The 25,048-nt window shown below is 63.4% G+C and carries 23 protein-coding genes and 1 pseudogene; 4 read left to right on the forward strand and 20 right to left on the reverse strand.

Translation table 11 applies throughout. The annotated features are described in order from the left end of the window. Nucleotides 1-15: 15 nt before the first annotated feature. Genes AB6Q56_RS11015 through AB6Q56_RS11030 form a run of 4 tightly spaced genes read right to left on the reverse strand, consistent with a single transcriptional unit; the run spans nt 16 to nt 3,165 of the window. Nucleotides 16-1,572, reverse strand: coding sequence for an aromatic/alkene/methane monooxygenase hydroxylase/oxygenase subunit alpha (locus AB6Q56_RS11015; RefSeq protein WP_434517089.1), 1,557 nt, complete (start codon nt 1,570-1,572; stop codon nt 16-18). Nucleotides 1,573-1,586: 14 nt separating this feature from the next. Continuing rightward, nucleotides 1,587-1,856: an MmoB/DmpM family protein gene (locus AB6Q56_RS11020; RefSeq protein WP_434517090.1), complete on the reverse strand. Its 270-nt coding sequence runs from the start codon at nt 1,854-1,856 to the stop codon at nt 1,587-1,589. 8 nt (nt 1,857-1,864) lie between these two features. Further along, nucleotides 1,865-2,854, reverse strand: coding sequence for an aromatic/alkene monooxygenase hydroxylase subunit beta (locus AB6Q56_RS11025; RefSeq protein ID WP_434517091.1), 990 nt, complete (start codon nt 2,852-2,854; stop codon nt 1,865-1,867). A 41-nt stretch (nt 2,855-2,895) separates the two neighbouring features. After that, on the reverse strand, nt 2,896-3,165 hold the full coding sequence (locus AB6Q56_RS11030) for a phenol hydroxylase subunit (RefSeq protein WP_434517092.1): 270 nt from the start codon (nt 3,163-3,165) through the stop codon (nt 2,896-2,898). 439 nt (nt 3,166-3,604) lie between these two features. Here AB6Q56_RS11030 and AB6Q56_RS11035 point away from each other — a divergent pair. Beyond that, nucleotides 3,605-5,278 (forward strand): annotated as a pseudogene (locus AB6Q56_RS11035) (sigma 54-interacting transcriptional regulator). Between the two features lie 27 nt (nt 5,279-5,305). Here the strand turns inward: AB6Q56_RS11035 and AB6Q56_RS11040 are convergent. Further along, nucleotides 5,306-6,751, reverse strand: a complete 1,446-nt coding sequence (locus AB6Q56_RS11040; protein WP_434517093.1) for a DegQ family serine endoprotease — start codon at nt 6,749-6,751, stop codon at nt 5,306-5,308. After that, the gene (locus tag AB6Q56_RS11045; RefSeq protein WP_434517094.1) at nt 6,748-7,209 is read right to left on the reverse strand and encodes a hypothetical protein; all 462 of its coding nucleotides are present in this window, start codon (nt 7,207-7,209) and stop codon (nt 6,748-6,750) included. Before AB6Q56_RS11045 ends, AB6Q56_RS11040 begins: the two co-directional genes overlap by 4 nt. A 137-nt stretch (nt 7,210-7,346) precedes the next feature. On the opposite strand from AB6Q56_RS11045, the gene AB6Q56_RS11050 reads away from it, so the two are divergent. Further along, nucleotides 7,347-9,449 carry a TonB-dependent receptor family protein gene (locus AB6Q56_RS11050; protein WP_434517095.1) on the forward strand — a complete coding sequence of 701 codons (2,103 nt, stop codon included), beginning with the start codon at nt 7,347-7,349 and terminating at the stop codon, nt 9,447-9,449. A 95-nt stretch (nt 9,450-9,544) separates the two neighbouring features. On the opposite strand, the gene AB6Q56_RS11055 is transcribed toward AB6Q56_RS11050, so the two are convergent. Then, the gene (locus AB6Q56_RS11055; protein ID WP_434517096.1) at nt 9,545-10,189 is read right to left on the reverse strand and encodes a DsbA family oxidoreductase; all 645 of its coding nucleotides are present in this window, start codon (nt 10,187-10,189) and stop codon (nt 9,545-9,547) included. Next, complete coding sequence (locus AB6Q56_RS11060) at nt 10,183-11,064, reverse strand: hypothetical protein (protein ID WP_434517097.1); 882 nt, start codon at nt 11,062-11,064, stop codon at nt 10,183-10,185. Before AB6Q56_RS11060 ends, AB6Q56_RS11055 begins: the two co-directional genes overlap by 7 nt. Before the next feature lie 297 nt (nt 11,065-11,361). Here AB6Q56_RS11060 and AB6Q56_RS11065 point away from each other — a divergent pair, with 297 nt between their 5' ends. Further along, a complete protein-coding gene (locus AB6Q56_RS11065) occupies nt 11,362-11,931 on the forward strand; it encodes a hypothetical protein (protein WP_434517098.1) in 570 nt (189 codons plus the stop codon). Between the two features lie 6 nt (nt 11,932-11,937). Here the strand turns inward: AB6Q56_RS11065 and pip are convergent, their stop codons facing one another. Genes pip through AB6Q56_RS11100 form a run of 7 tightly spaced genes read right to left on the reverse strand, consistent with a single transcriptional unit; the run spans nt 11,938 to nt 19,644 of the window. Continuing rightward, nucleotides 11,938-12,885 (reverse strand): prolyl aminopeptidase, encoded by a 948-nt coding sequence (pip, locus tag AB6Q56_RS11070; protein WP_434517099.1) that lies wholly within the window; start codon nt 12,883-12,885, stop codon nt 11,938-11,940. Between the two features lie 11 nt (nt 12,886-12,896). Continuing rightward, nucleotides 12,897-13,538 carry a response regulator gene (locus AB6Q56_RS11075; protein WP_434517100.1) on the reverse strand — a complete coding sequence of 214 codons (642 nt, stop codon included), beginning with the start codon at nt 13,536-13,538 and terminating at the stop codon, nt 12,897-12,899. Then, nucleotides 13,535-14,923: a HAMP domain-containing sensor histidine kinase gene (locus AB6Q56_RS11080; protein WP_434517101.1), complete on the reverse strand. Its 1,389-nt coding sequence runs from the start codon at nt 14,921-14,923 to the stop codon at nt 13,535-13,537. Before AB6Q56_RS11080 ends, AB6Q56_RS11075 begins: the two co-directional genes overlap by 4 nt. 2 nt (nt 14,924-14,925) lie before the next feature. Then, nucleotides 14,926-17,232, reverse strand: coding sequence for a TonB-dependent receptor (locus tag AB6Q56_RS11085; protein ID WP_434513240.1), 2,307 nt, complete (start codon nt 17,230-17,232; stop codon nt 14,926-14,928). Further along, on the reverse strand, nt 17,229-17,942 hold the full coding sequence (locus AB6Q56_RS11090) for an energy transducer TonB (protein ID WP_434513241.1): 714 nt from the start codon (nt 17,940-17,942) through the stop codon (nt 17,229-17,231). The genes AB6Q56_RS11085 and AB6Q56_RS11090 overlap by 4 nt, the downstream gene beginning before the upstream one ends. After that, nucleotides 17,939-18,877 carry a quinoprotein relay system zinc metallohydrolase 1 gene (locus AB6Q56_RS11095; RefSeq protein ID WP_434513242.1) on the reverse strand — a complete coding sequence of 313 codons (939 nt, stop codon included), beginning with the start codon at nt 18,875-18,877 and terminating at the stop codon, nt 17,939-17,941. The genes AB6Q56_RS11090 and AB6Q56_RS11095 overlap by 4 nt, the downstream gene beginning before the upstream one ends. Further along, nucleotides 18,874-19,644, reverse strand: coding sequence for a quinoprotein dehydrogenase-associated SoxYZ-like carrier (locus tag AB6Q56_RS11100; protein WP_434513243.1), 771 nt, complete (start codon nt 19,642-19,644; stop codon nt 18,874-18,876). The genes AB6Q56_RS11095 and AB6Q56_RS11100 overlap by 4 nt, the downstream gene beginning before the upstream one ends. A gap of 410 nt (nt 19,645-20,054) precedes the next feature. Between AB6Q56_RS11100 and AB6Q56_RS11105 the strand changes: the two genes are divergently transcribed. Continuing rightward, nucleotides 20,055-21,830, forward strand: coding sequence for a PQQ-dependent methanol/ethanol family dehydrogenase (locus tag AB6Q56_RS11105; RefSeq protein WP_434513244.1), 1,776 nt, complete (start codon nt 20,055-20,057; stop codon nt 21,828-21,830). 107 nt (nt 21,831-21,937) lie between these two features. On the opposite strand, the gene AB6Q56_RS11110 is transcribed toward AB6Q56_RS11105, so the two are convergent. From AB6Q56_RS11110 to AB6Q56_RS11130, 5 genes are all read right to left on the reverse strand, one after another. Continuing rightward, a complete protein-coding gene (locus AB6Q56_RS11110; protein WP_434513245.1) occupies nt 21,938-22,747 on the reverse strand; it encodes a hypothetical protein in 810 nt (269 codons plus the stop codon). Between the two features lie 84 nt (nt 22,748-22,831). Beyond that, the gene (locus tag AB6Q56_RS11115; protein WP_434513246.1) at nt 22,832-23,332 is read right to left on the reverse strand and encodes a hypothetical protein; all 501 of its coding nucleotides are present in this window, start codon (nt 23,330-23,332) and stop codon (nt 22,832-22,834) included. Nucleotides 23,333-23,446: 114 nt separating this feature from the next. Continuing rightward, nucleotides 23,447-23,776: a hypothetical protein gene (locus AB6Q56_RS11120; protein ID WP_434513247.1), complete on the reverse strand. Its 330-nt coding sequence runs from the start codon at nt 23,774-23,776 to the stop codon at nt 23,447-23,449. Nucleotides 23,777-23,863: 87 nt separating this feature from the next. Next, complete coding sequence (locus tag AB6Q56_RS11125; protein WP_434513248.1) at nt 23,864-24,454, reverse strand: NAD(P)H-dependent oxidoreductase; 591 nt, start codon at nt 24,452-24,454, stop codon at nt 23,864-23,866. A gap of 78 nt (nt 24,455-24,532) precedes the next feature. Further along, the gene (locus AB6Q56_RS11130) at nt 24,533-24,832 is read right to left on the reverse strand and encodes a hypothetical protein (protein WP_434513249.1); all 300 of its coding nucleotides are present in this window, start codon (nt 24,830-24,832) and stop codon (nt 24,533-24,535) included. Nucleotides 24,833-25,048 lie beyond the last annotated feature (216 nt).

Genomic DNA, 25,048 nt, shown 5'->3' on the forward strand with positions numbered 1-25,048 from the left:
ACAGGTTTGGATCGATCAGGTGTTCTGGGTGGCTGCACCGCGCCAGGCGGCGAAATTGGCCTGGTCGCCCGAGCCTTCGTAGTCCAGGTTGTCCTTGCCGTTTTCGATGTGGTACCACTCGAGTACCTTGGCCATCGGATCGAAGCCTTCGGCCGTCGGATCGGTCCCTTCCGGCCAGCAGTTGCCTTGGTAAATCTGGTGCACCGGTAGCCAGGCCTGGATGTACTTCTCCGGCTCGTCGTCGAAGATGTGCTTACAGCCGTCCGAACAGGTGTGGTACTTCTCGCCCTGGTAGTCTGATTCGCGGTAGCAGATCTTGGTCGGGTCGTCCGGCTCGGTGAATACCATCGGAATCTGGCAGACCTGGCACAGCATGGGCAGGGTGTTGTTGTAGAAGCGCTCGCCCTTGTCGGCCATTTCGCGCCACTGCTCGTAGCGCGGCCGGTAGTACTTGTCGAAAGTGTTCGGGTACTTGGCGGACAGCCAGTCCATTTCCTCGGCGTTCGGCAGCCAGGTGTGGAAGGCCGAGGCGTGGGCGTACTGGTAGAAGGTGCACCAGGCCTGATGCGAGATGTGCTCCTTGTCGACCGTGCATTGGGCGATGCAGTCCGGCACCTTGATGCCGTACTTGGCCAGGTCGTTGAACAACGCGCCGCCGTTCTGCTCGAAGTAGATTTCCCAGGCTTCCTTCCAGCTCATCACGCGCTTCGGCAGCATGTAGTCCATCATCATGCCGACCAGGGTCAGCACGCGGATGCCGCGCCAGGCCCACTTGTCGATCCACTTCTGGACGATGGGCAGGTTGTCCGGGTCCTGCTCGAGCATGAACTTGATGCACTCGAGGCCCAGGGTCATGTGGCGGGCCTCGTCGGACTGGGCCGAGAAACCGAAGGTCACGGTCGCCATGTCGCCGTTGTAGGCGGCGCCCGACATGAAGGGCACGAACAGCAGGTTGGTCAGCACGTACTCGAAGGAGAAGCCGATGGCGATCATCCATTCGAAGGGGCCGGCCGAGAAGGCATCGTCGAAGAAGGACTTGGGCACGGAGAGATACCAGATGCGTTCGATCTGGTGGGCGGCGCCGGCGTGGAAGCCTTCGTAGAACTTGTTGTAGTTCGACAGCGCGTGGATCTGCGTCTGGGCGTGGCGGATCTCGTCGATCGACTGCATCAGGCAGGCGACGCGCGGGCCGACGCCGGGGAAGTTGCGGCCGGCGGCGGCAAAACCGCGGTGCGCGACGTATTCGAGCGGCGAAATGCCGGTCAGGAACAGCTTGACCGCATTCAGGTAGCGCGCGTCGGTGATGCCGAGGTGGCCGTTGTTCTGCGCGAAGGCATCGAGCACGGCGTACAGCTTGCGCTCCTTCTCGGCCTGGTACTTCCAGTAGGCATCCATGGTCAGGCGGAAGGGGTCTTCCCACTTCTCCCAGTCGTGAATCTTGATGCCCTCGAAGGTCGCCTGCGGGAAGACCTTGTCCATCGGCTGGTAGGTGGTTTCCCAATCCAGGCCGCGCGTCATGTGGGCGTACTTTTCCTTGAGGCCCAGCTTTTTCTTGTTGGCTTTCATGTCCATGAGAGTCTCCTTGCTCAGTTTTTCCAGGCCAGCGTGAACTGGTCGTCGTCTTCGTCGATATTCCCGGAGAGGGTGATCAGGTTGATCTGCAACTCCTGCAGGTCGAAGCTGCGGCCGATGCGCTCCTCGATGGATTCGCGCTTGATGACCAGCTGGCCCTCGGCATTGATCTTGACCATGGCCGGCTGCTCGTCGAGCACGGCATGCGGGTTGTCGGCGAGGATGGACTCGACGATGGGACGGGTGTCCTCGTTGGTTTGAAAGGCGATGAATACGGTAGACATGGATGCTCCTAGACCGCCAGGCCAAGCTTGGCGCAGCGGGCGTTGAATTCGGAAACGAGATCGGCCAGCACGTCGTCGGCCTTGTCGCCGAAGGCGCGTTGGGCAATCGGCGCCAGCGCCTCGCGGGTCGCCGAGCGGTAGTGCTTGACCCAGGCGCTCAGCTGCTCCTTGTTCTCGGGCGACTCGGCTGCCACCGTCTTGATCTGGGCATCGATCCACTTGGCGGTTTCGGCCGACCATTCGGCCATGAAGCGGGTCATCATCGAGATGGCGGTACCGCCCTTGGCCGAGAAGTCGGCATCCAGGTAGTCGTACAGCATCGGGTTGAGCAGGCCTTCGAGGACCAGATTCTGGGCAACGAAGATCTCGAACCAGTCCTGCAGCACGAGCAGGTTTTCGACATGGCGGCGCATCGGCTGCCAGGCCGTGCCGGACATCCAGGCTTCCTTGGCGGCATCCAGGGCTTCGGGACCATCGAGCACCAGGCCGATGCGGGTCAGGTACTGCGCAACGCCGAGATGGTCCATGGCGTGGTACAGGCAGGGCTGGGTGATGACCGTGCCGTAGCCGTAGGCGGTGATGTAGGAATTGCCCATGTTGCCGCCCCACTCGACATGGCGCATCGGCACCAGCACATCGAGGGCGATCTGCTTTAGCTCGGCGGGAATCAGCTCGGCCAGGCCGCGATCCTCGATCATCTCGAAGCTCGACTCGGCGGCCTCCTGCTGCCGGGCGCGGGCAATGGTGTAGGCGCCGTAGTAGTACTGGCGCGGGTCTTTCAGCGCGTACCAATCCTTCATCTGGATCTTGGTGCGCTTCCTGTCGAACAGCACGCGGTCGGCATCCCAGGTCGGACGGTAGTGGAAGATGTGTTCCTGCTGAATGTTGTAGCTGCCCTCCTGATAGCGGCTGGCCGGCTTGTCGCCGAAGCGCTCGACCAGATGGTCGAAGGTGTGGCGCAAGGGCTTGATGGCCACGGTGCGCAGATCGATCTGCATGCTTGTCTCCTCTCGTTGTTCCCGCTGGCGGGATGGTGTGTTCAGACTGCGTCTTCAAAACCCTGGCGCGAGGCATCGTTCAACCGGGAAACCCAGTCGCCCTGATCGGCTGCTGCCGGATCGAGCACGATGACTTCGTTGGCCAGGCAAAACTCGTGGAAAGCCGACTCCGGCAGCATCAGCTCGACAGCCAGTTCCGGATCGCCGATCGAAAACTCGAATTCGATGAAGCCATCCGGCCGACGCCTGCAGATGCGGACATAGCGCCGCCCCGCGTCGAACGTACTGCCTTGCTTCTCGTGCTGACTCATCGCCTGTCCTCTGAAAGCTGCACAGCGCCCATCGCTGGCGGAGCTCTCTTTATCAAGGAGCATGCCAGTAAGCTAACCGACTGTTTTTATTCAAATCACGGAAAACGGACAGGCATTTTTCCGCAGCGCATCATTACGTTATGGTGAATAAATTTCGAGTTGATTAATCAAATGATCAACTCCGCGCGCACCGGTTTCGCCCCCCTCAATGACTGCCGGGTAATAGGAGAGCCGCCTGCAGCGACGACAGCAATGACATCGGGATTGCACGCCTGTTCGTGGCGAGGGCAATCCACCACGACAAACAAAACCGTGGAATAATCTCGAGAAAATTGCCGACTTCTGGAGCAAAAATGGTTCGGGTAGCCGGCAGGCACCAGTACAAAAACACAAGTGGACAGCCTCCGGCGACGGAGAGCCTTCGCGACAGAGAGACAAGATGACAACCATCCGTTACCCGGAATCGAACGACCTGCGCAATCTGGTCAAGTTTTGCGAAAAGGACGGCACGATCTGGCTGGCCGAGAATCGCATGGTGCTGATGCATACCTCGGCGCTCGGCGCCTTGCGCCGCGAACTGGTCGGCTCGGTCGGCAAGGAACACGCCCGCCGCCTGCTGACCCGCATGGGCTAGGCCGCCGGCGTCTGCGATGCCGAACTCGCCAAGCGTATCCGTGGCCATCAGTCGATGCCCGATGCCTTCTTCACCGGCCCGCAACTGCACATGCTGGAGGGCATCGTCCGCGTCACGCCGATCGAGATGAAACTCGACTTCGACAGCGGCAGCTTCTATGGCGAATTCCTGTGGGAGAACTCCTGGGAGCAGGACATCCACCTGCGCGAACTGGGCCAGTCAGACGAACCGGTGTGCTGGTCCCAGATTGGCTACGCCTCGGGCTACACCTCCGCCTTCATGGGTCGCTTCATCCTGTTCAAGGAGGTCGAATGCGTCGCCTGCGGGCACAACCACTGCCGCATCGTCGGCAAGCCGCTCGAAGAGTGGGACGACGCCGAGCAGCACGCCAGCTACTTCGAGTCGGATTCGATGCTCAACCACCTGCTGGAACTGCGCCACCAGGTCGACTACCTGCGCACCACCATTTCACAGCAGACGCAGACGCCGCAACTGGTCGGCAATTCCAAGGGTTTCCAGCACGCCTACGATCTCGTCACCCGCGCCTCGGGCACCCAGGTCACCGTGCTGCTGCTCGGCGAAACCGGCGTCGGCAAGGAGCGTTTCGCGCGCACCCTGCACCAGATGAGCAACCGCAAGCAAGGGCCGTTCGTCGCCGTCAATTGCGCGGCCATGCCCAACGACCTGATCGAATCCGAGCTGTTCGGTGTCGAGAAAGGCGCCTTTACCGGCGCCCAGACTTCGCGCATGGGCAAGTTCGAGCGCGCTGACGGCGGCACCCTGTTCCTCGACGAAATCGGCGAACTCCCGCTCGCCGCCCAGGCCAAGCTGCTGCGCGTGCTGCAGGAGGGGGAGATCGAGCGCCTCGGCGACGACAGGGTACGCAAGCTGAACATCCGCCTCGTCGCCGCCACCAACGTCGACCTGCAGGCCGCGGTCAAGGCCGGGCGCTTCCGCTCCGACCTCTATTACCGGCTCAGCGTCTACCCCATCCAGATTCCACCGCTACGCGAACGCATCGCCGACATCCCGCTGCTCATCGAAGCCATGCTCGCCCGTTTCTGCACGCTCTACGAAAAGAAGCTGCTCGGCGTCAGCGACAAGGCGATGCAGGCGATCAAGCACTACCAGTGGCCAGGCAATGTGCGCGAACTGGAAAACATGATCGAGCGCGGCCTCATCCTCGCCCCCAACGGCGGCTGGATCGAACGCGAGCACCTGTTCGCCAACGTCGCCGACAGCGACTTCAGCGAGGCGCAGATCACCCAGGCCGGCAGCCTGGAGCAGCCCAAGGAACCCTGCCCCTCCTCGGCCCTGATCGACGCCATTCTCGATAGCGGCACTGCCTTCGAGGACCTTGAAACCCGCCTGATCGACGAGGCCGTCAAACGCGCCGACGGCAATCTGGCGGGTGCCGCCCGCACCCTGGGCATCACCCGGCCGCAGTTGCAATACCGGCTGAAGAAGAACGCCAATTGAGCGCGCGGCGGCGCTAAAAAACAGCCATCAGCCAAGATCGACCGGTACGAAGATGCGCGATTCGTCCCGTTCAACCAGGATCGCCGCCTTCTTGCCGGCATTGGCAATGGCGCTGCGCAACTGGTCGGCGGTGCTCACCGTTTGACCGTTCACCGACAGGATGATGTCGCCCGGCTGGATGCCGGCCTTGGCGGCCGAGCCGCCGGCCTGTTCGACGAGCAGTCCGGCGCTTACGTCGGCCTGGCGCTTTTCCTCCGGCGTCAGCGGCCGGACGGCGACACCCAGGCGCCCCTTGTCCATGCTCGGCGTTTCCACCGCTGCGACTTTCTCGTCGTTGAAGCTGCCGACCTTGACCTCGATATCCTGCGACCGGCCCTTGCGCCAGATTTGCAGACGGGTCGATTCGCCCGGATTTTTCAGCGCCACGGCCGCCGGCAGTTCACCGGCTGAATTCACCGCCTTGCCGTCGATGCCAATGATCACATCGCCAGGCTCGATTCCGGCCTTGGCCGCCGGCCCGCCTTTTTCCACGGAAGAGACCAGGCCGCCAGCCGGCTTGGCTAGCCCGAAGGTATCGGCCAGAGCCTGATTTACCTCCTGGATGCTGACGCCCAGCTTGCCGCGCTGAACCTTGCCGGTCGTCACGATCTGCCGCTCGACGTTCATCGCCACCTCGATCGGAATGGCAAAGGACAAACCCTGGTAACCGCCGCTGCGCGAATAAATCTGCGAGTTGATGCCAATCACCTCGCCGTTCATGTTGAACAGCGGGCCGCCCGAGTTGCCCGGATTGACCGCGACGTCGGTCTGGATGAACGGGACATAGCTGCCGTCCGGCAGCGAGCGCGACTTGGCCGAGACAATGCCGGCACTGGCGCTGCTCTCGAAGCCGAACGGCGAACCGATGGCCAGCACCCATTCGCCGACCTGAGTCGGCGCCGACGCACCGATGCGAACGACCGGCAGCCCCTTGGCATCGATCTTCAGCACGGCCACGTCGCTGGACTTGTCGGCACCCAGCACCTTGGCCTTGAACTCGCGTTTGTCGCTGAGCTTGACGGTCACTTCGTCGGCATCCTCGACAACGTGGGCATTGGTCAGGATCGTCCCTTCGGCACTGACGATGAATCCCGAACCCTGGCCCTGCACCGGCGTTTTGCCCTGGGGAACCTGCCCGCCAAAGCGGCGGAAGAACTGGTAGAACGGATCGTCCGGATCAATCTGCGGCACGCCGACCGAGGTCTTGCGTGTTCCGCTGACGCTGATATTGACCACGGCCGGCGCATTGTTGGCAATGATGCCGCGCATGTCGGGCAGCGCAACCGAAGAACCGAGCGGCGCTGCATTCTGCGCGGCGGCAGCCGATGGCACGACATAGGGACTGGCGACCGTCTGCAATTGGCCAAAGGAATAGGCACCGCCCACTGCGGCAGCAACGGCCACCGCTACAACCGTCATCTTCAGTGCTTTCATGTTTTGTTTTCCTCCTGAAATGAATCAGTCATGGGAAGGTTTTTCGGCAATGCCACGACACCGGCCGGCCAAACGGGTGATTTCCCGCCGTCGGTCGAATTGCTCGTGGCATTGTCCAGCCCCGTGGAACGCATCGTTTCCAGCGCAAATACCGGTTGCGCCAACGCTGTCCCGAGCGAGCCGACAACCAGCAACGAACGGAAAACCGGGCGTAGCCGACCGTATGGGCCGCCCCGACGCAACATCGGTCGCGCTGCGGGAGCCATGCCGAAATAGCACCTGGCCACCATCATGAAATCTGTAACGACACGGGCTTGCCGGACTTCATCGGATTGCATGGGAATCTCCTCAAGACTGACAATGCTCTTCAGTTTCCCGCCAAAGAAGAATTTTTCACATTGTCTTTGTGCGACGATTTGTATCCATTCTTTTCCAAGTTGCGTGTTGCCCCAGCGCACACACCTTACGAATTGAAATGAGACTTACTTTTATTTACAATTGAACGCGCTGTCCCCACACTATTTGCAAGCCAGCCACCCAAGCACGTCTCCAGGCAGCCAGCCAGCATCACAAAAACTGTTTCTGGAGAGTCTCAATGAAGTCTTGTCTATCGAGAAAGCCCCTTTCTCCCACTCCGCTCGTGCTGGCGCTGGCCGCTGCGTACGCTTGCCTTCCGGCCGCCCATGCCAAGGAAAGTCCCCCTGAAAAAACCCTGCCGACCGTCAAGGTCATCGGCAGCGAAGAAAACCTGCCGACCCTGGGCGGCGCCGGCCAGATTCTCGGCAAGAAGGAGCTGGAAGATTCCCACGTCTTCACCGTGAACGAGGCGCTGCGCAAGGTGCCCGGCGTTCACGCCCGCGACGAGGAAGGCTTCGGACTGCGCCCGAATATTGCGATGCGCGGCCTGAATCCGACGCGCTCCACCAAGATCACCCTGCTTGAGGATGGCCTGCCGCTGGCCTATGCGCCCTACGGCGACAACGCCAGCTACTACCATCCGATGGTCGACCGCTACGAGCGCATCGAAGTCCTGAAGGGTGCCAGCTCGCTGATGTTCGGGCCGCAGACGGTGGGCGGCGTGGTCAACTACATCACCCCGGCCCCACGGCAAACCTTTGGCGGCTACGTCCAGGGCGTCGTCGGCAACCGCGATTACTTCAACGGCAAGGTCAATGTCGGCGGCGGCGGCCTGACCCTGGATTACGGCCACAAGCAGGGCGACGGCGCCCGCGACAACATGAACCACAAGCTGGACGACTTCAACGTCAAGTACGCCACCCTGCTCGGCGACCGCAACGCGATCACGCTGCGCGCGAACTTCTACAAGGAAGATTCGATGCTGACCTATTCCGGTTTGACGCAAGCCGAATACGACCGCCAGGGCCCCCGCTACAACCCGTTCAAGAACGACCGTTTCGAGGCTGAACGTACCGGCCTCTCGGCAACCCACGACTTCCTGATCGACGACAAGAGCACGCTGACCACCAGCGTGTATTACTCGAAATTCGACCGCGACTGGTGGCGTCAGGCGAGCAACAGCCAGGACGGTCAGTGCGGCGCATTGAATCCGTCGCGACTGGCCGGTGCCGCGATCAATCCCGATGCCTGCAATTCCACCCAGGGCCGCCTGCGCAGTTACGAGACCTGGGGTATCGAACCCCGCCTGACGGTAGCGCATGGACTGGGCGAGTTCCAGGCCGGCGTGCGGGCGCATTTCGAGGAGCAGGATCGCAAGCAGATCAACGGCACCAGTCCGACGGCGCGTAGCGGCACCCTGGTCGAAAACAACCTGCGCAAGACCAGCGCCTATTCCGGCTTTGTCGCCAACCGCTTCGACATCGGCCAGTTCAGCATCACGCCGATCGCGCGCTACGAATCGATCAAGGCCGAGCGCACCAATCGCCTGACCGGCCAAACCGGCGAATCCAGCGTGCATGCCTTCACGCCGGGGATCGGCGCCACCTGGAATCCGCTGCGGACGCTGACCGTATTCACCAGCCTGCACAAGGGCTTCTCCCCGCCGCGCGTCGAAGACCTGATCGGCGGCACCGGTACGGTCACCGACGTGGATTACGAAAAATCGCTCAATTTCGAACTCGGTGTGCGTGCGCAACCGTTGCACGGCGTTTCCGTTCAGGCCGCCTACTTCCGCAACAACTACGACAACCTGATCGCCGTCGGCTCCATTGCCGGCGGCAGCACGCCGCTCTCGCAGGGCAAGGCGCTGTTCGAAGGCCTCGAACTGGCCGCCAATGCGGAATTGTCGAACGGCGTGTTCAGCCGCGTGGCCTACACCTGGCTACCGACGGCGGAGCAGACCGAAGCCTTCCGCAACGTGGCCAACGGCGCCGTCGTCGGCACTCAGGGCAAGCGCCAAGCCTATGCCCCCGAGCACACGCTGACTGCCGCACTCGGCTACGGCGTCGGCCCGTTCAGGGGTGAAATCGAGGCCCAGTATGTCGGCAGCCAGTATTCCGATTTCGCCAACACGGTCACGCCGACGGCCGATGGCCAAAAGGGCGAGATCGCGGCCTACACCGTCTGGAACACGTCGCTCAACTATCGCTTCGACAAATCCCTGTCGGCCTTCATCACCGGCAAGAACGTCTTCGACAAGACCTATATCGTGGACCGCACCCGAGGCATCCAGGTCGGCATGCCGCGCCTGATCCAGGTCGGGGTGAAATACGCCTTCTGACGGCCTGAAGCGCGACACCCCATGCAAGGCCGACCGATGTCGGCCTTTTTCTTGCAGATCGCGGCTACACGCAGCGGGCAGCTACAGCGTCACGTTCAGGGCCGGGCAAGGGTTTCGCGGATGGCTTCGGCCAGCACCGCCGGATCCTCGGCGCCAACCACCACGCGCCGACGGTCGACGATGAACGTCGGCACCTGGCGGATTCCCACCGCCCGAATCTCGGCCTCCATGGCACGCACCAGTTCGGCATCCTGGTCGGAAGCCAGATAGGCGGCAACCTCGTCGGCCGGATAGCCGCACTCACCCGCGATAGCCGCCAGCAGCCCGATATCGCCGACATGCTCGCCCCGCTGGAACTGGGCGGCGAACAGCCGCTCGACCAACTGCTCCGCATCGCCCCGCTGCTGCGCCCAGTGGATCAGGCGATGCGCCCGCAAGGTATTGGCGCGCAGCGCAATTTTCTCGAAGGCATACGTCAGGCCGTACGGGCGGCCCGCATCGCGCACCCGCTCGAACAGCGCCTCGACCTGCTCGACGCCGCCGAACTTGGCAACCAGGAAAGGCAGGTAAGGCTCACCCTCCGGCGGTGTATCCGGATTCAGGAAAAACGGCAACCAGCGCTTGGTGCAGTGAAAGTCCGGAATATCGCGACGCACCAGCGCGATGGCCGCATCAATGCGCCGTAAGCCGATGAAGCACCAAGGGCAAACGACGTCGGAGACGATTTCGATAGTCAGCATGGGGATTTATGGGAGTGAGTTTCCGGAGCGCCTTCCTGAAAACGGAAGAAGCGGTGAGCAATGATTGTGTTCCACCTCGGACCTCGGGAGTTCGCCAATGTTCCCGAGAGAGCCGAGGGATCAAGCGTAGCAGGCGGTGGATGCAGAGGAAAAAATGACCAGCCCGCCTTTGGGCGGGCGCGACTTTTGGTTAAGTTGAGAAAGCTAAATATCTCTGACCCCTTTTTCTGGTTATTGGGCTTGCCGGGGCTTGGGGCGATAGGGGGATTGCTCAAGGGGAGTATCTTGATCCACTGCCGTGGATTTACTTTTGATTCAATTTGCTTTCCCACGTCATGCAAGACACGGGGAAAATCTTTTTCGCGACACCAAAACCATCTGACCGAATGGGTTGCTCCCTCGACCTTCAAAATCAACACTCGGTCCCATCTTTCTGCGCACGCCGTGCCAATGTATAACTTTTCCAATGCGAAGAATTTGGCATCTAGCAACATCTCCACCCAGCGGCCGACTTCCTCCTGGGGAATTTTCACTTCTCGTTGCCCTTTTTCCAAGGGATTTTCACCGAAAGGAAGTGCCTTATCCACGAGTAACGGACCGTCATACACCACACGTCCGGTAGGAAACAGCTTTAGCGAAAAAAACGGATTTTGCAGAGAACAAACTTCACAGAGTTCAGAGTACTCAATCACTGGCTCTTCGTCGCCTGTTGCACCAATGACATTGCTTGCGATGAATACCGGAAATAGCGGCAAAATAAGCAAACGAAGAGCCATCATCGATATATTTACGTTTGCACGGGCTCTCGCGACAACGGTTTCGAGAACAAAAGATGTCAGGAAGATTTTCCTTTCTCGATCTATCACAGCTCTCATTTTCACTCCTACTCAGAATCCAAAATCCTCTTGTTTCGTCATCGGTTGCATGCCCGGCTCATCCAGCGACCTAGTTGTGATCTCTCTGTAGGCTATTCAATCGAGGCGGCTCCCCGGAGAATTGAAGGCACCAACCCAGCCTCATGGCACACAGTAATTTTCATGCCATGTCAATATCGGGTCAATGTCGCGAGGCTGATGGATGGTTTGCCACCGATCACGCACCGTCACGCAAAGCCGACAAACGGCAAGGCATCCACTCCTTATACTGTCGCGTCCCTTCCGAGATATTCCGTCATGGAACACCGCCTGAAGCGCGCCTTGACCACGCCGTTCGTCCTGCTTGCCGCCTTTGTCCTGTGGTTCTGGGAATGGCTGTGGGAGCCCTTGCAGGAGGCCATGGCCTGGCTGGCCCGCTGGCCGCTGTGGCGCCAGGTCGACGCCTGGGTTGCCGGTGCGCCGCGCTATGTCGCGCTGGCCTTGTTTCTTCTGCCCGGCGCCGTGCTGCTGCCGTTCAAGCTGGCCGGGCTGTATTTTCTCGCGCACGGCGCGCCGCTGCTCGGGATACTCACCTTCATGGCGGCCAAGATTGTCGGAACGGCCCTGCTCGCCCGCATCTTCACGCTGACCAAGGCGCAGTTGCTGACGATAGCCTGGTTCGCGCGCGCTTATGCGGCCATCACCCGCTTCAAGTCGGCCGTTTTCGACCGGCTGCATGCCCACCCGGCCTACCGGCGCGCGCATGTCGCGCTGGCGGCATTGCGCCGGCGCAGCCGGCAGGTTCGGCGCGGGCTGGCCTACCACCTGCGCAGCCGCTGGCGGGCCGTGATGCGCCGGGCGCAACGGCGCGGCCGGATGAACTGCTAGGCCCGATCAGCCGACCACCTCGACACACTCGGCGACCCAGCCCAGCGCCTTGATGCAGGCCCGGGCGATAGGCGGCGACAGGCCGCCGTGGCCGGCGTTGGAGACCGGGAACCAGGTCGCTTCCGGCCAGGCGTGATGCAGCGCGTCGGCGTTCTTCGGCGGGCAGACCGGGTCGGACAGCCCCTGCACGATGGCCGCCGGCAGGTGGCGCAGGCGCTCGACACCGGCCAGCAGCTGCCCCGGTGCCAGGAAGCAGTGCCGCGACAGGTAATGCATCTGGATGCGTACCTTGGCCAACTCCCGGGCGTCGAGCGAGCGGTCGAGCGGCGCTTCGCCGAGCAGCGTGCGCTCGTAGTCCAGCCAGGCCCGGCTGGCACGCTCGGCCTCCCCGGCATCGTCGCCAAGCACGCGGGCCGCGCAGGCGGCAAGGAGATCGCCGGAGGCCACCGCCCCCAGCGCGCGTGAAAAGGTGTGCCATGCCTGGTGGGCACCCGGATTCTCGCCGCCAACATAGGCGGCGATTTCGGCCTGCGAGCCGAGGAAGATGCCGCGCAGGACCAGCCCGAGCACGTGTTCCGGGTAGATCTGGGCGTAGGCCAGCGCCAGCAGGCTGCCCCACGAGCCGCCGAAGACGATCCACGCCGGGATGCCCAGCGCCTCGCGCACGACTTCCAGATCGGCGACCAGATCGGCCGTGGTGTTCTCGTTCAGGGCGCCCAGCGGCTGGCTGCGCCCGGCCCCGCGTTGGTCGACGAGCACTGTGCGGAAACGCTGCGGGTCGAACAGCCGGCGCTGCGCCGGGGTGCAGCCGCTGCCCGGGCCGCCGTGCAGGAAAAGCACCGGCACACCATCGGCCGGCCCGACTTCCTCGACATAGAGGTAGTGGCCGTCGCCAACGGCGATACGCCGCGCACAGCGCGGTTTGACTTCGGGATACAAAAAATCGGCGGACACCGCTGCTCCATTCAGGATTCGATCAGGCCGTTGCGTACGGCGACCAGCGTCAGCTCGGCGGCGTTGTGCACGTTGAGTTTCTGCTTGATGTGATAGAGGTGCGTTCCGACCGTGCTCGGGCTGATGCAGAAATCGCTCGCCACGTCGTTGACCGAGCGGCCTTCGGCCAGCTTGAGGAAGACGGCGAGTTCCTTCTCGGTCAGCGCCTCGACCGGATTGGCCGAGCCCGACAACTGGGCGAGGGCCACGGCCTGCGCCAGCTCGGGGTCGAGATAGCGACGGTCGCGCAGCACCTCGCCGACCGCCCGCAAAAACTCTTCCGGCGACGCCCGCTTGCACAGGTAGCCGCGCGCGCCGAGCTTGAGGGCACGCACCGGCACGATATCGTCGTGGTGCGCCGAGAGCATCAATACGCGGGCCTTGCCATCCCACAGCAGCAGGCGCTCCAGCGCAGCCAGGCCGCCGATGCCGGGCATCGACACATCCATCACCACGAGGTCGGGATTGCACTCGGCGTACAGGCGAACGGCGCTCTCGCCGTTGTCGGTCTCGGCGACGACCTGGGCGCCGGCCCCTTCGAGCAGGAGTCGAAAACCGAGCCGGACCATGGCATGGTCGTCGGCCAGCAGCACGCGGGTTCCTTGCAGATTCATGACACCACCCTCCTCGCATTGACCGGCAGACGCGCCTCGAAAACGAAGCCGCCCGCTGCCGGACTGGTGAATTCCAGATGGCCGCCCAACAGGGCGACCCGTTCGCGCATACCCTGCAAGCCCAGCCCGCAGCCGGCCTGCCCCGATAGCCCCCGGCCGGCGCCGCAGCCGTTGTCGGCAAGGCGCACCGACAGTTCCGCCTCGTCCGCCTGCACCGTCAGTTCGACCCGGCTGGCCTGGGCATGACGGACGACGTTGGTCAGCCCTTCCTGCACGATGCGCAGCACGCCCTGCGCCAGTTCGTCGTCGATACCGTCCTCGGGCAGGGAAATCCGGCTTTCCAGCGCGATGCCGTGCTGCCGCCCCCAGGCCTCGGTACACTGCGCCAGGCGCTCCGCCAGGCCCGCCGTGTCGGCGCGCAGGCGGTGCAGGATGCGGCGCACCCCGTCCTGCATCTCGCCGGTCACCGCGACGATGCTCTGCGCATGGCCGTGCAGCGCTAGCTGCTCCGTGGTGCGCTGGACGATGGCGCCGCCCAGTGCGCGTACCGCCGTAATGCCTTGCGCCAGTTCGTCGTGCAGTTCGCGGGCAATGCTTTCGCGTTCGGCGCGGCGCTCGTCTTCGAGCCGGCTGCGCATCTGCTCGGCCACTTCCCTCGCCGTCTCCAGCCGGACGTTGTCGTCCACCGCCGCCTTCAGGCGATCGGCCATGCCGTTGAAGGCCCGCGCCAGGCGGCCGAGTTCCGGCGAGTCGAAGTGCGGCAGGCGCGTGTCGAAACGCCCGCGACCGGTGCGATCCAGCGCCCGCATGACCTGGTCGAGCGGCCGCAGCGCCCGGCCCAGGGCCTGCCGCGTACCGGCGAACAGGGCGGTCAGAAAGAGCAGCGCCCAGCCGGCCATGCCCAGCAATTCGTCCCAGGCGTCGAGCACCGCCCGCGACGAATCCGGCAGCAGGCTCAACTGAAAGCCGCCGGCGTTCAAATGGCGCGCCGGCAGGCGGCTGGACAGCAAGTCGGCAAACCACGCCGGCGCCTCGCGGCCGGCCTTGTAGGCCGACGGTGGCGAAACGTGACGCAGCTGTCCGTCGGCATCGCGCACTTCCAGCACGTTGGCGCGCACCCGGCCGATGCCCGCCGCCACGGCCAGCAGGCGCTCGCCGCGCACATCCGGCGGCAGCGCCTGCAGTTCGCCGACCACCACCCTGAGCCATTGCTCGGATACGCGCGTCGCCGCCTCGACTTCTTCATGCACGGCATTACGCGTGGCGTGCAGCCACAGGCCGCCAAGCACCAGCAGCAGGCTGGCCGCCAGCGCGCACAGCACGAGGCCGACACGGGTGTGCAACCCGGCCTGGCCAAGCGAAAGAAACGCAAGCGGCCGCTTCATGGTCACTTGCCGCCGAAAATGTAGCGCACGCCGACCCAGGCGGCGCGCGGCGCGCCCGGCGCGACGAAGGTCTGGCGGCGCCAGTCGTCCGGGTTAGCCTGGAAGCTGCCGCCGACGAAGGGGTTCTCGGCCAGCGCGCCGGTCGTCGCGTAGCGGCGGTCGAACACGTTGTTAACCTTGGCAAACAGCTGCCAACCCGCGCCCAACCGGGCTTCGGCATTGAGGTTGAGAATGGCGTAGCCGCCAACCTTGCCCGGGCCGTCGAAGGTACGCGTGTTGCCCAACGCATCGGTGAAGGTGCCGCTCTGGTGCTGGTTGTTCTCGTTGCCGCGCAGATATTGGCTGGAGAAAGCCTGCACGTCGCCGCCGATGCGCAGCCAGTCCGTCGTCCGCCAGCTCAGGCCGAGCTTGACGCTGTGCTCGGGCAAGGCGGGCAGCCGGTTGCCCTTCTTGATGAAGATTTCGTCATCCTGGCCGCCGCCGGTGCACTCGGCCGCCGTGCCGCGCGTGCTGTTGTTTTCGGCCAGCAGGCAGGCACTGGAGCGGAAGGTGGCATGCAGCCAGTTGTAGCTGGCAAACCAGTCGACGGCGCTCAGGCTGCCGTTGAGGCCGAGTTCGAAGCCCTGGCGCTGCGTCTTGCCGAAATTGGTGAAATAGCCGGCGCTGGTCGAGGTGCCGACGAACAGGATGTCGTCGGTGTTCAAGGTGCGATAGACCCCGGCATTCCACTGCGTATTGCCGGGCAGGCTGCCGCGCAGGCCGGCCTCCAGCGTGCGCGAGACGACCTGCTTGAGATAGGGGTCGGCCGCCATCGAGTTGGGCAGGGTGCACGGGTTGGCCGGGTCGGCGCAACCGAGTTCGATCGGCGTCGGGATGCGGTTGCCCTGGCTGAAGCCGGCGTAGGCATTGAGCGCCGGCAGCACCTGCCAGCTCAGGCCGAGGGCCGGGTTGAGCTTGCGGTAGCTGTGGTCGCCGTCGAGGTTGGGCGGGTTCGGGTTGTGCTCGTCGTGCGTGGTGACCCGGCTCATGTTGTAGCGCGCCGATGCCGTCAGGTGCAGCACCGGGGTGATCGACCAGGTGTCGGTGGCAAACAGGCTGGCCGTGCGGGTGGTTCCCCACAGCCGGTTTTCCTCGTTCTCGGCGAGCAGGTTGCTAACGCCGCGACTGTCGTTCAGCGAGCCGAACTGCTGCGTCTGCACGAAGCGCATGCGGGCCTGATCCCACGAGGCGCCGAGGGCCAGCTGGTGCGCCTTGGTCGTCAGGTTCCACTGCACCGCGCCGCCGGTGCCCAGCTGGCGGGTCTGCGTGCGGTTGTGGGCGCCGCTGGGGGTGTTCGGATCGGTCGCCCAGTCGTTTTCGTAATCGTCGTTCATGTCGCCGTTCAGCGTCCGGGTCCGCGTCTTGCGGACATAGACGTTGCCGCTCAGGCTCTGGCTGTCGCTCAACCACAGCTTGCCGTTGAGGCCGAGCTGGCTCAGGTCGTTGCGCGTCTGGTCGGGGTGCGTGAAGATCGCCTCGCGCCGCTCCGAGAGCAGCGACTGCGGCACCAGACCGTTGCCGATCAGGCGGCTGCGCGCCTGGGTGAAGGTCAGGTCGGCCTCGCCAGCGCTGTTGCGGAACGACAGCTTGCCGAAGAACTGCTTGACGTCCGACGGCGAATAATCGCGCCAGCCGTCCTCGCGGAACCAGTCGCCGGCAGCGTACCAGCCGACGGTGCCATTGTTGCCGCCCCATGCCAGCTCGGTGTTGCTGCGCCCGAAGCTGCCGCCGGAGAGTTCGAGCTTGCCGCCGGGGTGCGAGAAGCCGCTCTTGGTACGGATGGCCAGCGCGCCGCCCAGGGTGTTGAGGCCGAAAGCCGGGTTGGAGCCGGGGATCAGGTCGATGCCGGCGATGGCCGAATGAGGAATCAGATCCCAGTTCACGGTATCGCCGAAGGGCTCGTTGACGCGCACGCCATCGACGTAGATCGACAGCCCCTGGGCCGTGCCCAGCAGCGGCGAGGCGGTGAAGCCACGGTAATTGAGGTCGGCCTGGTAGGGGTTGCCCTGCGTTTCGTTGATCGTCACCGCCGGCGCCTGGCGCTGCAATTGCTCGGCGATGTTCAGGCTCTCGATTTCCTCCAGCCGGCGGTCGTCGAGCGACAACACGTTGGTCGGCAGGTGCAGGCGCGGTACGCCGATGCCGGCCAGCGGCGTGGTGCCGACGACCTCGACAGTGGCCGTGGTGACGCTCTGTTGCGCCCAGGCGGGGGCAAAGGCAGCAGCCAGCGCGATGGCGAGCAGCTTCGGTTGAGGGTTTTGTCTCTTCATGTCGTTTTTCTGAGTTTGTAATTGATGGGAACGATGACCTGGATTTCGCTGCCCTCCAGCGCCTCGGGCAAGGGCGGCAGGCTGCCGTGGCCTTCGAGCAGCGCCAGCGCGTGCTGGTCGAGCACCGCGAAGCCGCTCGAACGATCGAGATGGACGCCGAGCAGGTTGCCCTTGCGGGCGACCTTGAGGCGCAGGCGCACTTCGCCCTCCCAGCCACGCAGGGCGGCGATGCGCGGGTATTCGTAACCACGCGCGAACAGCTCGGTCAGGCGCTGGCGATAACCGGCCAGCACGTCGGACTGGGTGGGCGCGGCTACCGCGTTCGCCACCGGCGGCGGCGCTTCGGCGGCGGGTGCACCGGAGGGTGCCGGCAGCGGCGCGGGTTGCGGGGTGGCGACCGCAGCGGGCGCCGACGCCGCGACGGGGGCCGCGACCGCCTCGCGAACCGGCCGTGCCGGGCGGATCGGGCGCGGCGCTACCGGAGCCTCGGCACGTGGCGCATCCGGCCGCGCCTTGGGTGAAATCGCCGCCGCTTCCGGGAGCGCTGCGGCCGAGCCGCCAGAGGCCACATCGACCAGGCGAATCGACGCCACGATGGCCGGCAGCACGGTCGGCTTGTGCTGTAGCGAAAGCGTCGCGAACAGCGCGCCATGCAGCAGCGCCGAACAGCCCAGGATGGCCCAGAAGCGGCGACTATCCCCGTGTGTCACCGGGCGGACTCCAGCGCATCCTGCTCGAAGGCCGGGAACAGATGGCCGACCGAACGGCGGTACTCGACCGCCCCCAGCGGCAAGCCGTCGTAGACAGCCGGCAGCGGGCGGGCCAGCACTTCGTTCATGTCCAGCCCGGCGCGGGCGGATTCGCGCAGGCTGGCCGTCAGCCAGTTGAGCCAGTCGCGGGTCTGGCGAATCGGCGCCGCATCGCGGGCAATCGCGCCATGCCCGGGAACCAGCGCGCTGAATCCGGCTTCGCGGGTCAGTTTTTCCAGCCGGTCGAGCGCCGTCAGCCAGTGGCCGACGTCGGCATGCGGCGTGGTCGGCGCCCGGTTGTTGAAGACGAGATCGCCGGCAAACAGGACGCCGCTTCGTTCATCGAAGACCGCCAGGTCGGCGCCGGTATGCCCGTCGAGCGCCACGAGGCGCAGCGAACGCCCGGCCACCGACAGCTGTCCGGCCTCCAGCGTGCGCTTCGGGGCCAAGACCTCGGTGCCCTTCATCCAGTTGCCGCTCATCCGGTACAGGTTCTCGGCAAAGGCATTACCTTCGTTGGCGATGCCCTGGCGCGTATCGGCCAGGGCGCCGATCGGCACGTCGGCAAACGCCTGGTTGCCGAGGAAGTGGTCGGGATGGTGGTGGGTGTTGATGACCAGCACCACCGGCTTGGCGCTGACCCGGGCGATGGCCTGGCGCATCTGCTGTCCGTAGCGCAGCGAGGGGCCGCTGTCGATGACGACGATGCCCTCCGCCCCGACGATGAAACCGGTGTTGACGATATTGCCGCCGTTGCGGGTGTCGAAATCCTCGGTCTTGCCGATGAAGGCATAGACATCCGTGGCGACCGGCCGCGCGACGAGCCGATAGTCGAAATCGTCGGCGCCGAGCGCGCCGGCCAGCACCGCGAGCAGGACGAAGAGCAGGCGCTTCATTGCTCGATCCTTGCCCGGAAGACGTTGCCGTTGTTGTCGCGGCCGCTCGCCTCCAGCGTACCGCCAGCCGCCCCGCGCTGCAGCGTGAACACCGGGTTCTCGCTGACCGGCTCGTAGGTCTGGACGCGCATCAGGCGCTTGCCGGCGGCATCGGTGAAGTTGATTTCCTCGATGTGGAAGGCCGGCGTTCCGGCGACCAGCCCGGTATCCATCGGATGCACGATGCGCAGGCGGACCCGCCCGGCATTCGGCCCCTGCGACCACTGGCGGCCGGTGACCTCGTTGAGCCGCTTCTGCCATTCCGGCGAGGCGGCGGCGGCCGACGGCGCGGTGCAGCCGCCGCCCACGGTCTCCACCCAGGTGCCGCCGACATGCCAGACGCCGTCGCTGGTACGCACGGCAGCCCGCACCGGCGTGGACTGCTGCAGCTTGACGCGAAAGCCGAGATAGGCCGGCGCCTCTTCCGGGAAAAAGCGCAGCACCTGGACGATGGGATTGAAATCGGCGAAGACCACGACCTCGACAATCCCCGGCAGTGCCGTGGCATCGACCGTGACCGGCACCTGCATCGGGTTTTCCGCCGTCGACGGGGCGACGACCTTGACGCGCGGATCGAAGAGCACGGGCGCCCCGGACAGGAAGGCTTTTTCCATGTCCGTCCAGCGCGCCGAGGCGAGCGGGTCGCCGCCCTCCTTGAGGGCGGCCGCTTCAGCCGGCGACATCAGGGCCGCCAGCGCAATGGCCGCAATGGTCAGGGGATATTTCATGTCTCTGTCTCGCTCCAATCCGCCCTACGGGGCTGTTTGCGGAAGCGTTGTGCAAGCGGCATGCCAATCCCGCCTCGCCAGGCCCAAAGCACCGAATGACGGCCGTTCCGGGGCGACAGGCTAAAAATCGCCGCACCGCCCCCCTGACGAGGTGTGCAACTTTGGAGCAACTGGTGACATTTGAAGCAGCGCGCCAAGACACAAGTGCTCAACGGCCAGAACCGGCGAAACGGCTGCCTTCCCCCACCCAACAGACGATTCGGGCATATCCGCCCACTTGGCACAGGCTTTGCGGATACCCCTCCCGCCAGTGCGCCGATTCAGGGAAAGGAAGGCGGCACGCCGGCGGGACACTCCGGCCACCCGGAAACGGCTGGCCGGAACCAATTGGATAACCAAGGAGACAATCCATGCACAGACATACCCCCTTCAAGCGGAGCACCATCGCCCTGCTCGCCGCTGCGATGCTGGCGGGCGGTCAGGCATCCGCCGTCGTCACCGACGCGGACATCCTGAACGATGCGGCGACCAAAGGCGACGTCGTCAGCTTCGGCCTCGGCACGCAAGGCCAGCGCTTCAGCCCGAGCACCCAGATCAACACCAAGACGGTCAAGAACCTGGTGCCGGCCTGGTCGATGTCCTTCGGCGGCGAGAAGCAGCGCGGCCAGGAATCGCAACCGGTCATCCACAACGGCAAGATGTTCGTCACCGCTTCCTACAGCCGCCTGTTCGCCATGGACGCCAAGACCGGCAAGAAGCTGTGGAAGTACGAGCACCGCCTGCCGGACGGCATCATGCCCTGCTGCGACGTGATCAACCGCGGCGCCGCGCTGTACGACAACCTGGTCATCTTCGCCACCCTGGACGCCCAGCTGGTCGCGCTGAACCAGGACACCGGCAAGGTCGTGTGGAAGGAAAAGCTTGAAGACTACGCCGCCGGCTACTCCGCCACCGCCGCCCCGATCATCGCCAAGGGCAAGCTGATCACCGGCGTCTCCGGCGGTGAATTTGGCGTCGTCGGCCGCATCGACGCGCGTGATCCGAAGACCGGCAAGCTGATCTGGACCCGCCCGACCGTCGAAGGCCACATGGGCTACATCGTGAAGGACGGCGAAAAGGTCGAGAACGGCATCTCCGGCACGACCAACGCCACTTGGCCGGGCGATCTCTGGAAGACCGGCGGCGCCGCCACCTGGAACGGTGCCACCTACGACCCGGAAACCAACCTGATCTTCGCCGGCACCGGCAACCCGGCCCCGTGGAACAGCCACCTGCGCCCGGGCGACAACCTCTTCTCGTCCTCCACCGTCGCCATCGACGCCGACACCGGCAAGATCGTCTGGCACTACCAGAACACACCGCACGACGGCTGGGACTTCGACGGCGTGAACGAATTCGTCTCCTTCGACTACAAGGACCCGAAGACCGGCAAGATCATCAAGGCCGGCGGCAAGGCCGATCGTAACGGCTTCTTCTTCGTCAACGACCGCACCAACGGCAAGCTGCTCAACGCCTTCCCCTTCGTCAAGAAGATCACCTGGGCCACCGGCTACGACATGAACACCGGCCGCCCGATCTACACGGCAGACGGTCGCCCGGGCAACCCGGCGGATGAAGCCGACGGCAAGAAGGGCAAGGTCGTCTTCTCCGCCCCGTCCTTCCTCGGCGGCAAGAACCAGCAGCAGATGGCCTACAGCCCGCAGACCGGCCTGTTCTACGTGCCGGCCAACGAGTGGTCGATGGACATCTGGAACGAACCGGTTGCCTACAAGAAGGGTGCCGCCTACCTCGGCGCCGGCTTCACCATCAAGGCCATCCACGACGACCACATCGGCGTGCTGCGCGCCGTCGACCCGGCCACCGGCAAGATCGTCTGGGAAAACAAGAACTACGCCCCACTGTGGGGTGGCGTGCTGACCACCGCCGGCGGCCTGATCTTCTACGGCACCCCGGAAGGCTTCCTCAAGGGTGTCGACGCCAAGACCGGCAAGGAACTGTGGTCCTTCCAGACCGGCACCGGCATCGTCGCACCGCCGGTCACCTGGGAACAGGATGGCGAGCAGATGATCGCCGTCACCACCGGCTGGGGCGGCGCCGTGCCGCTGTGGGGCGGCGACGTCGCCAAGCGCGTGAACTACCTCGAACAGGGTGGTTCGGTGTGGGTCTTCAAGCTGCACAAGGGCTAAACGGCCTCTCCCTCGGGGCGCGCAAGCGCCTCACCCCCACGGCCCGTCCGCTTCGGCAGTCGGGCCGTTTTTTTTGCTTCACGTGCCCCTACCGACCCCGGCTCGTCCTAGGGGGACGCGATTGGCTGTTCAGGGGACAGTAGCGATGCCAGGTGGGCATCGATCTCGTTTGCCATACGACTGACGGACAGCCAAACCGTACTCTCCCGCGCGTAGGGCATAGGAGAGACGGCGGATACATCCACCCGCTCCAGCCCTGACAGGATGCTCCTTCTCTCGTCCTTGGGAAGGATCGCAACATGCTCGAACGCCCGGTGAAACGACTTCGAAAGCACCAGTGTTTTGTCGTCACCCGTGATTTGGGCAGGCAACTCCGCCGGCGAAGCGATTCGCCGATCCAGGACCGAAAAGACCGGATCAATGCTCTTTTCAAGCTCCATGAATCCCACCAGGACGAGAAGTGCGAAGCCTTGGCCGGGTAGCGCCAGTAAAAAGGCCGAACCGATGGGAGCGGTGGTGCGGATTTTCTTGGGTTTCGGTTGCGAAATATTGATTGTCTTTGCGGCTGGCTGCGGCGTGCCGAGGCGCCTCTCCAGTTCCCTGAGCGTCCTGCGCCGCGATGCGGCATCGCTGGGGGCATCGCGTTCCCAGACGGCAATGTCGCCGCCCGATTTGAGCAGCGAGAGCGCCCGATCCTTCACGGCCTCGTTCAGGCGGCCATATCGCCATGCCGTGTCAGCCAGCGCGAAGTACACCAGGCAGGCTGTTTCGGTGTTGCGAAGGAGATCGCCATGGCGATCCAGGATGTCCTGGCATGAATCGTCAGAAGAAAGCCCCGCCTTCAAGTTCAGGACGTAGCGATCACGGACATCGCAAGTCGTGTCATCGGAATATAGACCCGTTCCCCAAGTACCCATGGCGCCTCCCAATGTTGTTTAATGCGGCCCGACGAATGAAAGGGATTTCCCTGTCCAGATGCGGATGCTCAGCCAACGTTGAAATCAAGCAGTGCCTTCGGGGAGCTGCCTGAACGACTTGCGTGATGCGACAACGCTGGCCAGGTAAGCTTTTTCAAAGCATTGAACTTGAGCTGTTTCAACGGCATGCGGCAGCTCGATTCGAAGAAAGGCACCGTTGCTGCGAAGTATCTTCAAACGCTGATTTTCCGGAATTCGGTCCATATCAAGCGCATTCGGCATGCGATGGTGGCTTTGAATGAGTGAAATGCCATGCCCTTCGAATTCGGATGAGAGTTCCAGGAAGCGCGGGGTTGACAGCAAAAGATCATACCCAATCAGACGATACTCGGCCGCTATCGAAGGGCCACCTTGACGGAAGGGCTGCGCGGTTTCCCACCACTCGAAGCGGGTGTTTGGCATGTGCCCCAGAACCCACACCCATGGAACCTGCGGGTGCAGGAATCCGATGAGGTCACCGACGGTCGCCCCGTGTACATAGAGCGTCTCAACTCCCTCTGTTTCCAGAATTTCAGGCCCGCTCATGAGCACCTAACATAGATTTATGGACTCCCCGTCTTGCAAATGATTCCGATGATCTACCGTAACGCCGCATGCTAACCCCATTGGCTGCCATCCCCTCGCTATTCCGCTATGCGACTAGAGAGGGAGATGCTTCAGCCACCGAAAACCGATGTACCCAAGCATGGCCCCTACCAGTGCGAGCAGCACGTACAACGCAGCTGAAGCACCTGCGATGGCGGCAACCGTAATGCCCGCCGCAGAACCGACAAGCATTCGGTGCCAGGCGCCAACCACGGGGCGGCGGTCATCGTCGACGAGGTGCAGATAAAACATGGTCGCGACAACGACGAAGATTCCGGCAAGAGGACGAACGGGAGCCGGGTCGCACCACGGGCCGGGCAGGAAACTGAAGGCAGTAAACAGCGCCCCCAAAATTGCGGCAAGACCCAGTTCAGCCCAGCGCATGCATTCCTCCATGGGCCAAGCCGTGGACGCTCCGTTTGTGGCATATCCCTTGGAACGCCGAGTCAAGCAGCAGATGGGGAATGACAACTACCATTTCGAAAGGGTTTTCTCGATACGTGCACAGAATGACTGAACTTGAGGTTGCGTCAGAGATTCCGCCTTGTAAAGCGATCGCATTTCAAGCCGGCAGTTCGGCGCACAAGTTCCCAACAGAGCGGTCTTTAGTACACGTTTCACCGGCTGCCGCAGCACCAGGCGATCAACCCACCAGGGCGAGCCGAGAGAAGTCAGCACCAACGCTCTTTCGAGATTATCGAGCTTTGGCTTGATTGGGCCGAAATCGGTGGCGTGATCGTAGGCGACCCCGGGAGCCCATACTCGGTCAAACCACCCTTTCAAGATGGCAGGAAAACCAAACCACCAGGTAGGAAAGACAAGCACCAACGCATCGGCGGAAAGCAGGCGGTCGATTTGATCCTGAACGGCAGCCGATGCGAACGATGGACGGTAGTAGCTTTGGCGCTCATCGAGCGTGAGCGCGGGAGAGAATCCGGAAAGATAGAGGTCCTCGATGATCACTTCGTGACCTTTCCCTCTCAATGCGGCAATCGCGGACTGGGCCATCGTATGACACAAGCTGTCGGTATTCGGATGCGCAATGACGACGAGGCATTTCATGATTCAAGCAATGGAGGCAGGCGAGGCAAGTGAGGGAAGCGACTCAGGGGGCCGGGGCAAGCGGCGTTGATCGCAATGTCAGGCTTCACCCTCTTCCGGTGGCGCAAGCTCTCGCTTCCACGGACTGTTTTCATCCTGGCGCCACGCAACCCAACCGGGAGGAAGATCGGCGAAATCACGCATCGTTGGGTCGATTTCCAGAACATGGCTTAGGCAGACGATGCGTGCGTCGTCTGCCTGTGCGTCGAGAGTGTCATGGAACTGCCAACCATGGTCATCTTCGTCATGGGAAACAAACAGGATGGGTTTTTTGCTCTCTATCACCCCGCGTGTGACAAAAGTTGCACAGTTGGGTGGTTGGTCAAAGGGCCATTTCATGATGGATTGGGTCTCATGGCAGGGAGGATGCCTTGAAGGCGGAGGTCAAATACCCGCGGACATACTTTCCGGGAAAATATTACCTGAACGACATTTAATATGACGGCGAACAAGATAGCGTCGCACTTTACTTCGGCTGCCCAGTACCTCAAGACTAGCGGTAACGGAATCATGCGTTCCAAAATTTGAATTCACCGGCTGCCTTACAGAATGGGA

This window comes from Dechloromonas sp. ARDL1 (assembly GCF_051122455.1).
Lineage (GTDB): Bacteria > Pseudomonadota > Gammaproteobacteria > Burkholderiales > Rhodocyclaceae > Azonexus.

Bases quoted from the DNA above. Each gene is read 5' to 3' on its own strand.
- AB6Q56_RS11060 (WP_434517097.1), bottom strand. From the start codon at position 11,064: ATGAGAGCTGTGATAGATCGAGAAAGGAAAATCTTCCTGACATCTTTT.
- AB6Q56_RS11080 (WP_434517101.1), bottom strand. From the start codon at position 14,923: ATGAAGCGGCCGCTTGCGTTTCTTTCGCTTGGCCAGGCCGGGTTGCAC.
- AB6Q56_RS11100 (WP_434513243.1), bottom strand. From the start codon at position 19,644: ATGAAATATCCCCTGACCATTGCGGCCATTGCGCTGGCGGCCCTGATG.
- AB6Q56_RS11110 (WP_434513245.1), bottom strand. From the start codon at position 22,747: ATGGGTACTTGGGGAACGGGTCTATATTCCGATGACACGACTTGCGAT.
- AB6Q56_RS11020 (WP_434517090.1), bottom strand. From the start codon at position 1,856: ATGTCTACCGTATTCATCGCCTTTCAAACCAACGAGGACACCCGTCCC.
- AB6Q56_RS11065 (WP_434517098.1), top strand. From the start codon at position 11,362: ATGGAACACCGCCTGAAGCGCGCCTTGACCACGCCGTTCGTCCTGCTT.
- AB6Q56_RS11130 (WP_434513249.1), bottom strand. From the start codon at position 24,832: ATGAAATGGCCCTTTGACCAACCACCCAACTGTGCAACTTTTGTCACA.
- AB6Q56_RS11115 (WP_434513246.1), bottom strand. From the start codon at position 23,332: ATGAGCGGGCCTGAAATTCTGGAAACAGAGGGAGTTGAGACGCTCTAT.
- AB6Q56_RS11040 (WP_434517093.1), bottom strand. From the start codon at position 6,751: ATGAAAGCACTGAAGATGACGGTTGTAGCGGTGGCCGTTGCTGCCGCA.
- AB6Q56_RS11095 (WP_434513242.1), bottom strand. From the start codon at position 18,877: ATGAAGCGCCTGCTCTTCGTCCTGCTCGCGGTGCTGGCCGGCGCGCTC.
- AB6Q56_RS11120 (WP_434513247.1), bottom strand. From the start codon at position 23,776: ATGCGCTGGGCTGAACTGGGTCTTGCCGCAATTTTGGGGGCGCTGTTT.
- AB6Q56_RS11105 (WP_434513244.1), top strand. From the start codon at position 20,055: ATGCACAGACATACCCCCTTCAAGCGGAGCACCATCGCCCTGCTCGCC.
- AB6Q56_RS11055 (WP_434517096.1), bottom strand. From the start codon at position 10,189: ATGCTGACTATCGAAATCGTCTCCGACGTCGTTTGCCCTTGGTGCTTC.
- AB6Q56_RS11025 (WP_434517091.1), bottom strand. From the start codon at position 2,854: ATGCAGATCGATCTGCGCACCGTGGCCATCAAGCCCTTGCGCCACACC.
- AB6Q56_RS11050 (WP_434517095.1), top strand. From the start codon at position 7,347: ATGAAGTCTTGTCTATCGAGAAAGCCCCTTTCTCCCACTCCGCTCGTG.
- AB6Q56_RS11125 (WP_434513248.1), bottom strand. From the start codon at position 24,454: ATGAAATGCCTCGTCGTCATTGCGCATCCGAATACCGACAGCTTGTGT.
- AB6Q56_RS11075 (WP_434517100.1), bottom strand. From the start codon at position 13,538: ATGAATCTGCAAGGAACCCGCGTGCTGCTGGCCGACGACCATGCCATG.
- AB6Q56_RS11085 (WP_434513240.1), bottom strand. From the start codon at position 17,232: ATGAAGAGACAAAACCCTCAACCGAAGCTGCTCGCCATCGCGCTGGCT.
- AB6Q56_RS11015 (WP_434517089.1), bottom strand. From the start codon at position 1,572: ATGGACATGAAAGCCAACAAGAAAAAGCTGGGCCTCAAGGAAAAGTAC.
- AB6Q56_RS11030 (WP_434517092.1), bottom strand. From the start codon at position 3,165: ATGAGTCAGCACGAGAAGCAAGGCAGTACGTTCGACGCGGGGCGGCGC.